General features: G+C 58.3%; 16 protein-coding genes and 3 pseudogenes. 3 read left to right on the forward strand and 16 right to left on the reverse strand.

Translation table 11 applies throughout. The features are described 5' to 3' along the window. Positions 1-7: 7 nt before the first annotated feature. Positions 8-652: pseudogene (locus V476_RS24780) on the reverse strand (MlaD/PqiB family protein); the annotation flags it as partial. Between the two features lie 493 nt (positions 653-1,145). On the opposite strand from V476_RS24780, the gene V476_RS24785 reads away from it, so the two are divergent. The 3 genes and pseudogenes from V476_RS24785 to V476_RS27765 form a co-directional block, all read left to right on the forward strand. Continuing rightward, positions 1,146-2,141 (forward strand): hypothetical protein, encoded by a 996-nt coding sequence (locus V476_RS24785; protein WP_024683474.1) that lies wholly within the window; start codon positions 1,146-1,148, stop codon positions 2,139-2,141. 3 nt (positions 2,142-2,144) lie between these two features. Then, positions 2,145-3,176 carry a hypothetical protein gene (locus V476_RS24790; RefSeq protein WP_024960950.1) on the forward strand — a complete coding sequence of 344 codons (1,032 nt, stop codon included), beginning with the start codon at positions 2,145-2,147 and terminating at the stop codon, positions 3,174-3,176. A gap of 67 nt (positions 3,177-3,243) precedes the next feature. After that, a pseudogene (locus V476_RS27765) lies at positions 3,244-3,734 on the forward strand (Tn3 family transposase); the annotation flags it as partial. A 362-nt stretch (positions 3,735-4,096) separates the two neighbouring features. On the opposite strand, the gene V476_RS24795 reads toward V476_RS27765, so the two are convergent. From V476_RS24795 to nac, 15 genes and pseudogenes are all read right to left on the reverse strand, one after another. Beyond that, a complete protein-coding gene (locus V476_RS24795; protein WP_010404748.1) occupies positions 4,097-4,714 on the reverse strand; it encodes a hypothetical protein in 618 nt (205 codons plus the stop codon). A 51-nt stretch (positions 4,715-4,765) separates the two neighbouring features. Next, a pseudogene (locus V476_RS24800) lies at positions 4,766-5,083 on the reverse strand (IS66 family transposase); the annotation flags it as partial. Continuing rightward, positions 5,047-5,262, reverse strand: coding sequence for a transposase (locus V476_RS24805; protein ID WP_010404756.1), 216 nt, complete (start codon positions 5,260-5,262; stop codon positions 5,047-5,049). The gene V476_RS24805 and the pseudogene V476_RS24800, both read right to left, overlap by 37 nt. Before the next feature lie 127 nt (positions 5,263-5,389). After that, on the reverse strand, positions 5,390-6,211 hold the full coding sequence (locus V476_RS24810) for an ABC transporter substrate-binding protein (protein ID WP_024960951.1): 822 nt from the start codon (positions 6,209-6,211) through the stop codon (positions 5,390-5,392). Positions 6,212-6,263: 52 nt separating this feature from the next. Further along, positions 6,264-6,992 carry an amino acid ABC transporter ATP-binding protein gene (locus V476_RS24815; protein ID WP_024960952.1) on the reverse strand — a complete coding sequence of 243 codons (729 nt, stop codon included), beginning with the start codon at positions 6,990-6,992 and terminating at the stop codon, positions 6,264-6,266. A gap of 19 nt (positions 6,993-7,011) precedes the next feature. Next, positions 7,012-7,752 carry an amino acid ABC transporter permease gene (locus V476_RS24820; RefSeq protein ID WP_024960953.1) on the reverse strand — a complete coding sequence of 247 codons (741 nt, stop codon included), beginning with the start codon at positions 7,750-7,752 and terminating at the stop codon, positions 7,012-7,014. 6 nt (positions 7,753-7,758) lie between these two features. Next, entirely contained in the window at positions 7,759-8,460 is a 702-nt protein-coding gene (locus V476_RS24825) for an amino acid ABC transporter permease (RefSeq protein ID WP_024960954.1), read from the reverse strand. 117 nt (positions 8,461-8,577) lie between these two features. After that, positions 8,578-9,330: an SDR family oxidoreductase gene (locus V476_RS24830; protein ID WP_003370854.1), complete on the reverse strand. Its 753-nt coding sequence runs from the start codon at positions 9,328-9,330 to the stop codon at positions 8,578-8,580. Positions 9,331-9,456: 126 nt separating this feature from the next. Further along, positions 9,457-10,227 carry a LamB/YcsF family protein gene (locus V476_RS24835; protein WP_024960955.1) on the reverse strand — a complete coding sequence of 257 codons (771 nt, stop codon included), beginning with the start codon at positions 10,225-10,227 and terminating at the stop codon, positions 9,457-9,459. Continuing rightward, positions 10,217-10,639, reverse strand: a complete 423-nt coding sequence (locus V476_RS24840; protein WP_024960956.1) for an acetyl-CoA carboxylase biotin carboxyl carrier protein — start codon at positions 10,637-10,639, stop codon at positions 10,217-10,219. The genes V476_RS24835 and V476_RS24840 overlap by 11 nt, the downstream gene beginning before the upstream one ends. After that, positions 10,639-11,610 carry a 5-oxoprolinase subunit C family protein gene (locus tag V476_RS24845; RefSeq protein ID WP_024960957.1) on the reverse strand — a complete coding sequence of 324 codons (972 nt, stop codon included), beginning with the start codon at positions 11,608-11,610 and terminating at the stop codon, positions 10,639-10,641. Before V476_RS24845 ends, V476_RS24840 begins: the two co-directional genes overlap by 1 nt. After that, the gene (gene pxpB / locus V476_RS24850; RefSeq protein WP_024960958.1) at positions 11,607-12,278 is read right to left on the reverse strand and encodes a 5-oxoprolinase subunit PxpB; all 672 of its coding nucleotides are present in this window, start codon (positions 12,276-12,278) and stop codon (positions 11,607-11,609) included. Before pxpB ends, V476_RS24845 begins: the two co-directional genes overlap by 4 nt. Beyond that, positions 12,275-13,627: an acetyl-CoA carboxylase biotin carboxylase subunit gene (accC, locus tag V476_RS24855; RefSeq protein ID WP_024960959.1), complete on the reverse strand. Its 1,353-nt coding sequence runs from the start codon at positions 13,625-13,627 to the stop codon at positions 12,275-12,277. The genes pxpB and accC overlap by 4 nt, the downstream gene beginning before the upstream one ends. 55 nt (positions 13,628-13,682) lie before the next feature. Continuing rightward, positions 13,683-14,129, reverse strand: coding sequence for an acetyl-CoA carboxylase biotin carboxyl carrier protein (locus V476_RS24860; RefSeq protein ID WP_024960960.1), 447 nt, complete (start codon positions 14,127-14,129; stop codon positions 13,683-13,685). A 115-nt stretch (positions 14,130-14,244) separates the two neighbouring features. After that, complete coding sequence (gene nac, locus V476_RS24865) at positions 14,245-15,156, reverse strand: nitrogen assimilation transcriptional regulator NAC (protein ID WP_024960961.1); 912 nt, start codon at positions 15,154-15,156, stop codon at positions 14,245-14,247. Positions 15,157-15,342 lie beyond the last annotated feature (186 nt).

Raw genomic sequence — 15,342 nt, forward strand, 5'->3', positions numbered from 1 at the left:
GCTCGGCTTAATCGGTCTGCTGAACAGGCGCGGGCCTCTGGTAGAGGCCCGGTGGATCCTGCCGGGTGCGGCCACGGATCAAGGCTTCGGGGTTGCGGCTCAGGTAATCGGTGAGGACCCGTACCGAACGGGCCATGCGCTGAACCTCATCCATTGTCCGGTCGATCTGTTGACGCACAGGCGAGTCCTCGGCAAGCGCTGCACCGGCAATGTCCATCGTGCTTCGGGATTGCAGCAGAACGCCGTGCAGTTCAGGGATCACTTGTGCGTCGAAAAGCCTGAAAGTCTTCTGCGCCTCGCCAAGGCTGCCATTCAGGTTGCCGGCGATCTCCTGCACCGGCACTTTGCCGACCTTGTCGATGATCTGCTGTACCTGCTCCTGCATCTTTTCAAGCTCCCCCGGCACGGTCGGAATTATCAGCGGCTGCGCACTGACATCGAACGGTACCGGCGTAGCGTTGGCGATAAAACCCAAGGAAATATACAGTTGTCCGGTCAACAGACTCTCGCTGCGAGGCTGTGCACGCAGGCCCCGCTTGACGAAGTCGGCTATCAACTGCGCCGTACGTGCATCGTCGGTAACGCCCAATGTCTTTACGATTTTTTCATTGGCCATCCCCAGGCGATCCGGGTAAATCACCGCCCCGACAATACAGAATGACAAAAAACCGCTATCTTGAGCGGTTTTTCATACCTTAACCAAGTGCTTCATGTGCAATGTGAGTTATGTTTGCCCACTAGCGGCGCTCCGGATAGCTTCACAGGCAGAGAGTAGCTTCGATGAAGCTCTTTGGTTGGCAACTGACAGGGCAATATCGGGTAGGGTATTCTTTCTACCGAGGCCATTGAACACATCTTCAAGCAAGGCAAAGCTTCAACATACATGGCTAGTCAAGCATCGCATGACCCGCAAATTAGCGTTGATTTAATATTTTTAAAGCATGGATTTAAAGAGAAAATGTCCTAATTTTTGCCTTATCTCGGCATTCCCGCCGCCCAGGCGGCACGGGAGTCTGTCTTCCGTCAGTAGTGCTTACCGTACGATTTTCTACGAATTCTGCGGGCTCTCCTGATTGATTTTTGTAGAATAACGGCATCTTGCCGCCAATAAGCCGTCAGGCTTTTCTAAGGATTGAGGAAGTTTGATGAATGCTTTAATGGTAGCCATCTGTATTACGTGGGCTGGGTTTTCCTTTCTGTTTTACCGAGGGCTCTATCACAGGCATGTTCGTCATGCTGCGTATGCCGAGTTTGCACGTGCCACGTTCACTGCAGTGCAAGCGCATTTCCCCGAGTTGAAATCAAAAAGCTCAAGCCTCGTTATCGACAAAGGCTTTGGGGTTAAAAATGACGAAGCTTGGCAAGAGGCGCTTCATACTTTCATCTCGCATCGAGTCGTTTCTGAGCTGAGCCCCAGAATCAGAGGGTCTTTGAAGGCTTCACCGAGTGCCAGCAAGGATTTCTCTACGTTGACTGTCAACTTAGTGCTCACATTGGTCGCGCATCAGAGCATGCCTGCTACCTATAACCTCACCGAAGCTATCGCCTCGATTGAGGAGCCCGAGGACCCGTTTGCATTTTTATCCGGAACTCCAAAATTCAAGCCGCAGAAAGAGGTATTGACCCGCTTGGCGGTTGCTGTATTAGCAGTCGGACTTATGGGAGGGACCTCACCTTCTAATGCAGCCAGCGGAGAAGCCTTTTCTCCTCTATCGGCCTGCAGCGCGCTTGCCGATATCGACGGTTTTCAGCCAAACAAAAGCGGCTATGTTGAGCTTTACGATGGCATTTTCTCTTGCGCTACACCTTACAAGGAACTGGGAAACCAGGCACTGCCTAACAACATTGCTCTGTATGGCAGAGGGAATGCAAGAGAAGTCACCCGTGTAAAATTGATGCTTAACGTCAATGCGTCCTCACATGGAGCCCAAGACGCCAAGCTTTTGGCGAGCCTCTGCACGCAGATGATTACCAACGTCACGGGGAATCCGGCTTCCGGTCTTGAACAGAAAATTGCTCAGGGCAAGCCTTTCAGGCAGCCTTTTCACGGCTATAGCGTTTACCTAGATAGAACCTCATGGGGAACAGGGAAAGGCTACGAGCTTAACTGCGGTATTGCTACGCAGAATAATAAGGAGTAAGTGGTGTTATCTATTATGTTCAGCGGGCTCCCGCACGGAATAAGCCCACGGTGGTGGATTGTTACAGCCGTAGTAACTGCGTTAGGAGTGAACGTTTTTGCGGCAAGCTGGATCTCCGGTTTGATGCTGATATGTCTTGCCATTTTGATCAGCCCCCCAGCCTACGACCGCTTGCTGGTCGCCCTCAAAGTCGGGGATCCGCTCCACTTACGGGTACTGATCGTCCTGATAGGGCTGGCTGCGTCTACGTATGTGCTGAACATTCACACCTCGCATACAGAGGATCAGCGCGTCGCTGCAGCCAAAGCAGAACAGGATCGTACGGATCAACTTGAACGTGAAGCCAGCGCAGCAGCTGCTCAAGCAAAGATCGAGAGCACCCGGCAGTTCTACGTAACCAACAAATCTTCGATATTGCAAGAAATTGCTACTGCGCTGAACTCGAGAGACGTTAATAAAGCTACCACCATCAACGCCAGATATGCCTCGGTTATCACGGATCCAGAGTACCTGGCACTGCAGCAGAAGCTGGCGACGCTCGTTGATGAGATAGCTCTGGCTAAGCGTGAGCAAGAGCGTAAGGACACTATTGCGGGGCTGCTTAAAGATCTCAAAACTTTGGACGCCGCCGATTACACCAAAGCGATTTCACTTTACACCTCACTTCTTCAGCTTGAACCCGCCAATAAGGCCTACCAGCAAAATCTTGAACGCTTCAAGAAAGCTGAAGCGTCACGTCAGGCGAAAATCGACGCGGACCAACAGGCCGCAGCGGCACGTTCTTCACGCACCAAACAGATCGAAAGCCAGTTCAGCCAATGGGATGGTTCGCACCGAACATTTGAGAGGCTGATCAAACAGGCTATGAATGATCCCGACAGCTATGACCACGTGGATACCCGCTACGTAGATAAAGGAAAATTTATCCGGGTCTACTGCACGTTTAGAGGTAAAAACGCCTTTGGAGGTACTGTTAAAAATACCCGGGTAGCGGACTTTGACATCAATGGTAATTTCTTGCGGGAGGTCGAATAGGTGCAGCCTATTCTCCTGCGAGTTCACCCGCTGCGTCAGGCATTGTTTCACCGGCCCTGCAGCGGGTAACAGTCAGTTCAACTGTGCCTTTGCCGCAAACTGGGGAGACGGTAGCACCTCATCCTCCGATGGCCGGCGCTTCCGTGCAGAAGGTCGGGGCCAGAGCACAGGCACATTAACACTAAGTGAGGCAACGAACCGGGACGGCTGTTCTATACCCACATCTCCGACTAATACGCACCACTCAGCACTCGTGTGGTGAAGGTCGGTGTGCATGACTCGACCTACGTGATTGATGGCTTGCTGTATCACGAGTCAGATCTACGGATCGAGAAGCACTAAACCGACATGGCGAGCTTCACTGACCATGTCTTCGCCTTGATGCACCTGCTGGACTTTCGCTTTACTCCGAGCATCCGCGGCCTAGGCGAAACCAAGCTGTATGTACCGTAAAGTGTCCAGCACTACCCGGGACTGAAGCCAATGATCGGCGGCACGCTGAGCATCAAGCACGTCCGCGCTCATCGGGACGAGATTCTGCGTTTGGTCACATCGATTAACGGCAGCAAGCAGCGGAACCAGCCAAACCGGGGATACGCCGAAACGTCTGTTTCGGGAGAGTGAAGCGCCGACTGCCGATGCAGAAACCGAACCTGAGCGATCAGACATTTTGTCCTCTGAGACACCCACAAGGGGTCATGCCGACGATTGATACTGTCGGTCGAACTCTGAACCTCGGCTATCAACAAACCATCAAGGAAATATCAAGATCTGATCAAGGCGCGATGGTGCCGTTGCGGCGGGAATCCATCGTGTGGTCTTGCATGAAGCCGACCTTTTGATCGTAAGCGGATGGCGAACACATCTTTACTTCGTCCTCACATCGATCTGCTTCCAACTGCTATATAAACTCCGTCTCGCTAAGAGGTGTGAGCAGGCAGTGGGAGCGATGCGATCATTTGATCAAAGGCCACCACCGCATATCTTCCATCAAGGCTTTTCAAAGTTGGCATTTCTGAAGGAAACCCGAATCGCACTCTGCCGGGAAGCACTTCATCCAAAGCTGAGTACCAGGTCAGCAGAGCTTGTTGGAGACGCACGTGTAGCTCGAATCTACTCCGTCGGCGGGTGGTGTCTGCTTTGGCTCGCTCTCGCGCGAGCTGAGGATCTATGCGGCCAACAATGTAACAGTCAGCAAAGCCAATACGTCCTTGTGCGATTGTTTCTCTTGTGGCGTCCAACTCTATTCGCCAGTTGTGTTCGCTCGTCTCGCCGATCTGCCAAAGGCTCCAGATGTAGTGGAGCTTGAGAGGGTCACTGTCACACAAAGCCCACGAAGAAATGTCTTCGATGGCCAACGCTTTTTGCCAGCGATCCACGTTCCGCTCTGCCCAAAAAGTTGCTGCTCCGACTGGATCTTTTATCCGATCCGGTTCGTTTTCAAAACGGCCGTTTTCAGGAATGACATGTTGCCCTCCATGCTTAGCGCACCAAGTCGTTTTCCCGCTGGCGCTGATTCCTTCAACAACCAAAATCATCGTTATGACTACTCCGTTAATTGCGCCATCCTTGCAAGTCCCAAATCATCAGGGGTTACGTGGTTTGAGCCGCGCAGATTGGATCAAACTCATGATCGCCGCCGCCCTTTTTCCGCTGCGTAGCGACCATGCAAAGAGCCAGTTCTTACGTCCAAGAGCCCATAGACGGATTTGATTCTCGGCCCAATTGTTGTCAATGGGTACGGCTCCGTCGTCGAGGTAGCGCGACAGCGCTGCCCAGCGTTTCAGGCTGTAATCGAGTGCTCTACTGATGGCCGAACCTTCGAGCACGAGATCGCGCTGGGCGATCATCCAAGCATGCACCATGTCCATCACCGGTACGGCTTTTTCTTGCCGTATTCGGCGCCGTTAAACGCAGGTTGCGGCGCCGTGTTTTTCTGCGCTTGTACCCGAATCCATTTATGGAAGAGGTTTGCGTTGAGGCTATGGCTGAGCGCAATGCTGGCAATAGAAGCGCCGGGCTGGGCACACTCTTGAATGACTTGGGCCTTGAAGGACCTGGAGTAGGAACGGCGTTGTGGCTGCATGAAATACCCGCTTAAAAGGCTAGAACTGGTGTTCACCTAAATTTAAGTGCACACCATGTCCTGGCCTCGCGGGGCTGGGTAGATGACTTGGCCGGACGCATACTTTTGGTCGGCTTCATGCCATTGATCAAGGCAACGGGTCGAACTTCAATTCGCTGAGGCTTTGCACCTTGTCTTCGCGAACCATCTTGTATTCGGTGTTCGGGCCGATCCAGTGCGCCCAGATTGCGTCGATCTCGCCTGCGGCTTCCATTTCGCGCAGTGATTCGTTGACCTTCGCCAGAAAATGGCGCATGCCGGCACCAATGGGCTCAAGCGCCATCGGTTCCTTGGCGATTGCCAATTCCACGCCGCCAGCCTTGGCCTGCCCGACCAGCTTGATCGCAGTCATGGTGTTGGTCACCAGGCCCACCACCTTGTTCTGTTGCAGTGCCATGTAGGCAGAGCCGGTGTCCTGGAAGGTCACTGGCGTTGCGTCAGCCAGGCGGATCGACTGCTCGGACGTAGAGCCTTTGGTCGAACTGATGCGTTTGCCCTTGAAGAACGATTTCGGTTGATCGGCATTCGCCGCACGAACTACCAGTGTTTCCTTGGCGATGTAGTAAGGGTCGCTGAACTGGATCTGCTCGGCACGGCTCTTGGTGTAAGCCAGGTTGGCGAAAATCACATCCACGCGGCCCATTTTGACTTCCGGGATACGTGCTTCGACCGACAGCGGCTTGAGTTCCAGCTCCACGCCCATGTGTTTGGCCAGGGCTTTGCACAGATCGACGTCCATGCCCACCAGTTCGCGGGTTTGAGGGTCCGGTGCCGAGAACGGCGGAACGTCGGCGTACACCCCACAGCTCAGGCTTTTCTTGCTCATCACATCGCTGAGCTGATCGGCATGGACCGCTGAAACAGCCAACGGCGACAACGCCAGTGCAGCCAGTACAGACTTGATACGCATGGTGAGACTCCTGGAAATGAATTGAGTGATTCGCTGAAATCAGTGCCTGCGCTCAGTGGCTGCGCAGGTCGGCAATGAAGCGCTGGGCACGCGGATGGCTCGGTTGCTGAAAGAACACCTCAGGGCTGGATTTTTCGAGGATCTGCCCCGCGTCCATGAACCAGATGGTGTCGGCCACTTCCCGGGCAAAATTCATCTCGTGGGTGACGCACATCATGGTCATGCCCTCTTTGGCCAGGCCTTTCATGACACTGAGCACCTCGCCGACCATTTCCGGGTCGAGTGCGCTGGTGGGCTCGTCAAACAGCATGACGGGCGGCTCCATGGCCAGCGCACGGGCAATCGCTACACGCTGCTGCTGGCCACCGGACAACTGCGCCGGATAGGCACCGGCCTTGTGTGCCAGCCCTACCCGATCCAGCAACTCCATGGCGCGGGCGCGCGCTTCGCTGCTCTTCAGGCCACGGACCTTGGTCGGGGTCAGAATGATGTTGTCGAGCACCGACAGGTGCGGAAACAGATTGAAACTCTGGAACACGAAACCCACGCGGCTGCGCAGCCGGTTGACGTTGGCGTCGGTGCCGTTCACGTCACGGCCATCAAACAGGATCTGGCCTTGCTGCACGTCCTCAAGACGATTGACGGTGCGAATCAGCGTCGACTTGCCCGAGCCTGAAGGCCCGCACAGCACCACCACTTCGCCGCGCTGCACCTCAGCGGTGATATCGGTCAGGGCCTGGTACTCGCCATACCATTTATTGATCCTGGAAAACATGATCATCGGATGCATTGGGCAACCCTCAGTTATCGGTAGTCAAAGACCGGGCAACGGGCACAGGCGATACATCGCCTTCACGTTTGCGGGCAATCCGCTGCTCCACCACCCCGGCGAGACGGGTCAGGCCGTAGCACAGCACGTAGTAAGTGATCGCCAGGATGAAGAACACCTGAAACGGCTTGGTCAGCAGCTGGTTATTGATCTGATTGGCGGCAAAGGTCACTTCCTGGACGTTGATCACGTAGCCCAGCGACGTTTCCTTGATGATCGAAATGAACTGGCTGATCAGGCTCGGCAAGGCGTTGTACAGCGCCTGCGGCAGGATTACCCAGATCGTGGTGCGCAGGTAGCCCATGCCCAGTGCGCGTGAGGCTTCGTACTGACCGGTGGGCAGCGCCTGGATAGCGCCGCGGATGATTTCGCACAGATAGGCGCTCTGATAGACCACCAGCGTGCAGAGCATGGTGGTGAAGCCGGTGATGTTATGGCCGATCAGCAACGGAACCAGAAAGTAGGTCCAGAAAATCACCATCAGCAGCGGAATTCCGCGCATCACATAGACCCAGACCGTCGCCGGGTAGCGCAGCCAGCGCCACGGTGAAACCCGCGCCAGCGACAACAGCAGCCCCAGGGGAAAGGCCAGCAAGAGTGCCAGCGCCGCCAGCATCAGTGTCGAGATCAGGCCGCCCATCGGGCCATGGGGGTATTGACCGACCAGCAGCAAGGTCCAGTTATCGCGAACAATCGTGAAGACATCGAACATCGCCGCCTACCTCGCCATGGCTTTGCTGAACTGCCGGGCCAGCAACGCGCCCAGGCCCATCAGCATCAGTGAAATGGCCAGGTAGACCACGGTTGCCACCAGATACGCTTCGAAGGTGCGGAAGGTATAGTTCTCGACCTCGCGGGTGGCATAAGTCAGCTCCACCACGCCGATGGCCATGACCAGACTGGTGTTCTTGAACAGCAGGACCGTGTGATTGATCAACGACGGCAAACAGTTGCGAACCCCTTGCGGCAGGATGACGTAGCGCATCGAACGCACATAGCCCAGGCCCAGGGCACGCGACGCCTCGACTTGCCCGGCCGGAATCGCGCGCAACCCGCTGCGGATGTCTTCACTGAAGTACGCCGCCTGGCAAAGCCCCAGGGCGATGACCGAGAACAGATATTCGGTGCTGTAGTTGGCCAGCCAGATCTGCGTGCTTTCGGACAGCAACGTCGGAATACCGAAATACCAGAGCATCAGTTGCACCAGTGTTGGCACATTGCGGTGGTAGGACACGTAGGCCGCCACCAGGCGTTCGGCGTACCTGTTGCCAGTCAGGCGAATCGACACCAGCAGCAGGGCCACCGCCATGGCCAGACACCAGGCAACCAAGGCCAGTTGCAGGGTCGTTTCTATGCCCTTGACGATCAGCTCGGCGTACTCGCCCTGCAGGATCGCTGAAAGATCGAATTTACTCGTCATGGTTGTTCCCATAGACATTCAGCCAGGGCAGAAGCAAGGCGCCAGTGGGGCTGGCGCGGGTATGGCATGGCGGCTGGTGCCGCTCTCGTGATGGGTACAGCCCTCGAAGACGCAGCCTCAGCCTTCATAGTCCTGCGGGCGCGCCGTCGACAGCCCGCCGGGTACCTGCAGCGTCGGGGTGATCTCCATGTGGCCGATGTTGACTGCGATGGGCGCGGCAATCACATAGGCGATCGCATCGGCAATGTCCTTGGCCACAGGCAGCTCATAGCCCTCGATGAAACGCTTGCGCACTTCCTCGGAGTCGCCATGCACGTGGGCGAAGATATCCGTCGCCACGCGCCCCGGACAGATTTCGGTAACCCGCACGCGCTTGCCGAAGGCATCGATGCGCAACTGCCGGGACAGCATGCTCACCGCCGCCTTGGTCGCGTGGTACGTCGAGTTGCCACCGAAGTTGTACGCGGCAGCGATCGAGCTGATGTTGATGATGTGCCCGCAATCACGCTCGACCATCCCCGGCAACGAGAGCCTGGCAATCTGCAATACCGCGCGCAGGTTCACATCGACCAGCAGATCGATCCCTTCAGCGTCCGCCTTGAGCAGCGAGCCGGGCCGGTCGACGCCGGCATTGTTGACCACGACATCGAAATGATGGGCCTGAAACAGGGCCGTCAGGCCAGCCAGATCCGTCACGTCGATAGCGTGCGCGATACAACCGGTGCGCTGCGCCAGTGCCGCCAGCTTGTCTGCACTGCGCGCCAGCGCATGGACCTGCAGACCTTCGGCACACAGCCGCTCGACGACGGCCTCGCCAATGCCGGAAGAAGCGCCGGTGACCAGCGCGGTTTTGTAATCGGAAAAAGGCATGTCAGGGTTTCCTTGAATAAGCGTCGATCAGCCGCTTACTGTTAATGCTGATCGCCTTGTACTGGACTTTAACGAGCGTCACGGGCAGCGACCAAGACACAATGGTTGTGTGGCGATAAGCTGCGCTTATGACCCGAGCAACTGTGAAACAGGGGTGATGACACCGCCCTGCTCTTCGATACTCCGGCGAATGCTGCGCGCCAGCTCCACCGCCCCCGGCGTGTCGCCATGCAACAGAATCGACTGGGCGTTGACTGCCACACGCTTGCCGCTCAGGGTCGTGACCGTGCCGTCCTGCAGCAGTTGCGCAACCCTGGCCCGGACCTGCTCCGGGTCCTTGACCACCGCACCGGCAATGCCACGCGGCACCAGCAGACAGTTTTCGTCATAGGCGCGGTCAGCCAGAAAGGTCGTCGCCACCCTCAGATTGCACGCCTCGGCGGCGCTCTCGATGGCCGCGCTGCTGGATGAGCTGATGATCAATTGCGGGTCAAACGCTGCGACGGCCCTTACCAGAGGCCCGGCCAGTTCGGCATCGGCCGCGGCCATATTGCCCAGCGCACCGTGAAAACTCATGTGCGTGACGCGGTAACCGGCAGCAGCTGCAAGGCCCGCCAGAGCGCCGAGTTGATACACCACGATGGCGCACAACTCCTTGAGTTCGATGTTCATCCTGCGGCGGCCGAACCCCTGCAGATCAGGGAAGCCGACATGCGCACCGAGATCGATGCCCAGCGCCTTAGCGCGGCGCACCGTGCTGTCCATGATCAACGGGTCTCCGGCATGAAAGCCGCAGGCAACGTTGGCCGAGGAGATCAATGACATCAACGCCTCGTCCTCGCCCATGGTCCAGGGGCCGAAGCCCTCACCCAGATCAGCATTCAGATCAATGCGCATGGTCATGTTCCTCCAGTTCAATCAGCGGCTGTCCATAACCAACGCGCTCGTTTTCGGCGGCCAGGAAGCGCAGTACGCGCCCTGCCTGATGACTGCGCACCGGCAGATACAGCAGGCCGATACGCAACAGCCCAAGCAACTGCCCTGCTGCCACTGCATCGCCGGGTTTCACGTAGCTGTCGCGTTCATCAGGATGACTCGACACAAATACGCCGGGGTTATCGGCGGTTACCACATGGGCAGTCAGCGCAGACTGTTCAGCGGCAACCTGTGGCGCAGAAGGCGCAGCACAGGCCTGCACAGGCTCGCCACGGCGGATCAACAGCTCGAAACCCGGGCGTTTCAGTTCCAGTACAGTAAGCCCGGCGTCCCGAATCCATGCTGCCAGCTGGCGAATCTCTTTGATGTTCATCAGCGATGTCCTTGCAGGCTGCGCAGCGCGAGCACGCGCCGGGCGTCTTCGATGAAAGCGTGATTGGTGTCCAGCGCCTCGACCGCCTCGTCGTAACTGCACTGCACAAAACGCACCTTGCTGCCGATCGGTGCCTGTCCAAGGCGCCACAGGTCGGCTTCAATGACCGTGGCAAACTTGGGATAACCGCCACTGGGCTGGGCATCACGCATCTGCACGATCGGCTGTCCGCCGTGGGGCACCTGAATCACGCCAGGCACGATGCCATGAGAGCGGATTTCCAGCGCCTCGCTCGCAAGCAAGGGCGTGCCCTCCATGCGGTAGCCGTAACGGTTGCTCTGCGTGGTGATTTTCCACTCACCGGCAAAAAACGTTGCTTGCGCCTCGGCGCTGAAACAGTCGAATTCGGCAGCCGGCAGCACGCGGATGGCCGGCAGCCCGTCAAGCAACAACGGCAAGGCTGCCACCGACGATTGCACCCCGAAATCACTGGCACGCGGCTCATTGGCAGCGCCCGCAGGAATCACATCGCCCTGCTGCAGCGCACGGCCCTGCCAGCCCCCAAAAGCCCCACGCAATTGCGTACTGCGCGAGCCCAGTACCAACGGCACATCGACGCCACCGGCCAGGCACAGATATACGCGGCTGCCCATCGTCGGGTAATTGAGCCGCAACACCTGATTCTTGCGTGCCTGGGCAACCCAATTACCCGGCAGCCGCTCACCATCGAGCGACGCAGCGCAGGCGGCGCCGGTGATCGCAAAGGTGCAGTCATCGACAAATCGCACTTCGAACGGGAACAGCGGAATTTCAATGCCCGCCGCGTCTTCATCGTTGCCCAGCAGCAGGTTGCCGAGCCGCAGTGACAGCGTGTCCATCGCGCCAGAGGTGCCGACGCCGTAACCCAGGCTGCCGTGCCGTCCCAGATCCTGAACGGTCGCCAGTGCGGTAGCGCTGATAACTTCGATCATCGGATGATCCTCTCGATGCGCAAGCGCAGTTGATCGCCGGGTTGCAATAGCGCCGGAGGCTGCTGACCCGCATCAAAAAACACCATCTCCGTGCGTCCTATGGTGTTCCAGCCACTGGGGCCGGCCGAGGCGGAAATACCTGTCTGAACGCCACCAATGGAGACCGACCCGGCACCGATATCGAGTACCGGCACCTTGCGCCGCGGCGTCGCCAGGCGCTGGTCCATGCCGCCCAGGTAGCAATAACCCGGATGGCTGCCCAAGGCGTATACCGGGTACAGCGGCTCGCAGTGCAGATTGGCGATGGTTTCGATATCAAGCCCGGTGTGGGCGACGACATCAGCCATGTGCGGGCCGCCATCACCGCCGTACACCACCGGCAATTCAATGATCCGGCCTTGCAACGGCAGCGGCTGGCACTGCTCCCAGGTCTCCAGCAAACGGTTTTTCAGACCGGCCAGGTCCCGCGGTGGCGCTGCGAAGGTCAGCATCAGGTTGTTCATCCCCGGCACCGCCTCGCGTACCTGCGGCCAGTCCCTGCTCAGACGGGCCAGTGCCCATATCCGTTGCTGCGGTGCCAGGTCGAGCTCGCCGGGTGCTTCGAACAGCAACGCGGTGGTTCCCAGCAAGGTGATTCTTGGCGCATTCGGCGCCTGCACGAGGGTCATGGGTGGCTCCTTGTCTGCAACCAGCGCTCCAGGTGATGAATGTCCATGCCACCCTTGCAGAACACCGGGTCCTGCAGAATGTCGCGATGCAGCGCGATGTTGGTAGAGATACCCTCGACGTGCATTTCACTCAGTGCCAGACGCATGCGTGCCAACGCCTCATCGCGACTGGCGCCATGGGTGATGACCTTGGCCACCATCGAATCGTAATAAGGCGGAACGCGGTAGCCGTGGCTGACATGCGAATCGACCCGCACACCGAAACCACCGGGGATCTGCCAGCGAGTGACCAACCCCGGCGTCGGCATGAAGCTGCGCGGGTCCTCGGCGTTGATCCGGCACTCCAGCGAATGGCCCGAAACGCGTACGTCGGCCTGACTGAAACTCAGGCGCTCGCCCATCGCCATGCGGATCTGCTGCTGGACAATGTCGATGCCGGAGGTCATTTCCGTTACCGGGTGCTCGACCTGCAGGCGGGTGTTCATCTCGATGAAATAGAACTCATCCTTTTCGAAGAGGAATTCGAACGTGCCGACGCCCTGATAGCCCATCTGGCGGCAGGCCTGTGCGCAGCGCCCCCCCACCTTGGCCATCAATGCTGCGTCGATGCCGGGTGCAGGCGCCTCCTCAAGGACCTTCTGGTGGCGGCGCTGCATCGAGCAATCCCGCGAGCCGAGCCAGACGGCATTGCCGTAGGCATCGCATAACACCTGAATCTCGACATGGCGCGGCTGACCCAGAAACTTCTCGATATACAACTCGGGATTGCCGAAGGCGTGCCGGGCTTCTTCGCGGGTCAGCGCAATGGCATCGAGCAACTGAGACTCTTCCTGAACCACGCGCATACCCCGCCCTCCGCCGCCGCCTGCGGCCTTGACGATGACCGGGTAGCCGATGTCGCGAGCGATTTGCACGATGCTTTGCGCATCGGCGGGCATGCTGGTGTCCGGACCGGGTACGCACGGCACGCCAGCCTCGCGCATCGCCCGCTTGGCTGCGACCTTGTCGCCCATCACCCGAATGCACGCAGCGCTGGGGCCGATGAAGGTCAGGCCAGCCTGCTCGATGCGTTCGGCGAACGCGGCATTTTCAGACAGAAACCCATAGCCGGGATGGATCGCCTGAGCACCGGTCAGCTGCGCTGCATAGAGCACGGCCGCCTGATTCAGATAACTCTGCCCCGCTGCGGCAGGACCGATGCACAGCGCTTCGTCTGCCTGTTGTACATAACCGGCATCGCGATCCGCTTCGGAATACACCGCGACCGTACGCAGGCCCAGGCCCTTGCAGGCGCGCTGTATGCGCAGGGCGATTTCGCCGCGATTGGCGATCAACACTTTATCGAACATCAAAAACCCCTGATCGGTGAATCCGCAAGACGCTCTGCAAGGCAGCTCAAGACCATCACGCAATACTGAACAGCGCCTGACCGGCCTGAACTTCTTCGCCATTGGCAACCAGAATGGCAGTCACGACCCCTGCCGCTTCGGCCTTCACCGGATGAAACATCTTCATGGCCTCGACCACGGCCAGGGTCTGCCCCACCTCGACGGACGTGCCGATCTCGACGAAAGGCGGCTGGTCAGGTGCCGGTGTCAGGTGCAACACCCCGTACAGCGAAGCGCAGGCCTGTGTCTGTTGCACGGCGGCCGTCGTACTTGCCTGAACCGCAGAAACAGGGCGCGCTGCGGGCATCGTCTGCGCTGTCGAAACAGCCGGATTGGCGCGATTGGCGACCTGAGCGGGCTCGCGCAGCAAACGCAGCTGCGCGTCGCCTTCACACAGGCTCAGTTCGCTCAGGTCCGATTCGGCCATCAGGTCGATAAGTGCTTTGATACGTTCCGGTTTCATGCAACAGCCCTTGCCTGGCAAATGAAATGTGGCTGAGGGCAATGTAACGAGGCAGGTTTTTGACCGCCAAGACGGTTTGACTGTGGGGTGATAAGCGCCCCTTATGACGTCGCGATCATTGCGTACGGCGGTTGCCGCGCATTTCCGCGACCAGCTCCAGAAGGATGGCCTTGACCGCCTGGGCCGGCACCGACAGCGGCAAGTGCCCGGAAAGGCACAGCGCGAGAGGTGCTTCGATTTCTGGTTCGACAATGCGGCTCAGGTTGACCGCATGCGTGTCTGCCAGCACCCGTGCAGCAGACTCGGGAAGAATGGTCGAGCCGAATCGATCGGCCACTGCTGCGGCCAGCGTCGTCGAAGATTCGACTTCTGCGACCACCCGGGCACTGCGTTCGATACGCACAAATGCCTCGTCCACCAGACGCCGGACAGTGTTGTAGGTGCGTGGCAACAGCAGGTCGATATCGGCAAGCTCGCTGAGCGGAATTTCCTCGCGGCCCTGAAGCACCTCTTCGGCACTCACCAGGTACAGTTGCTCGCGTATCAACGGCACGAAACTCAGGCCATGCACCTCTCGCCCGCCATAGAGAACGGCCATGTCCATGCGCCCGTTCATGATCAACTCGCTGAGGGTGGTGCCAAAGTTCTCATTGAGGTACAGCAGAATGCCCGGATGACGCTCGCGTACGCGTTTGAGCAACGGCAGCGACAGCGTCGAAGCGGCAGTGCCGGGTGCCAGCCCTACCGACACAGGCCCCGATAACGCCAGACCGCTGGCGTTGACGTCACTCTGCGCCTGCTCGCACTGGCGCAGGATCACCTGAGCATGCCCGTACAGCACCTTGCCCGCCTCGGTCGGGGTGACGCCGCGCTTGGTGCGGATCAACAACTGTTGCTGCAGCTCGGCCTCCAGCGTCACCAACTGCTGGCTCAGCGCAGGTTGTGCGATGTGCAGCACATCGGCGGCCTGGGTCAGGCTGCCAATGTCGACAATTTTCACGAAATATTTCAAACGGCGAAGGTTCAAGGTCGTGCACTCCAGAGTCGCGATCAGGAGGCTTCAGCAAGACCCAGGCCAGCTCCAGAAAACCAGACATAAGCAATTGCTATGTCAGTCTCCGCTGATCGGGTTTGTCAGGCGCTGATCCCCCTGCAACCATTGCCCGCCCGGTTTTGGTGCGACGCTGGTTCATCTGCGGTCATAAGCGCTGCC

This window comes from Pseudomonas syringae KCTC 12500 (assembly GCF_000507185.2).
Lineage (GTDB): Bacteria > Pseudomonadota > Gammaproteobacteria > Pseudomonadales > Pseudomonadaceae > Aquipseudomonas > Aquipseudomonas syringae.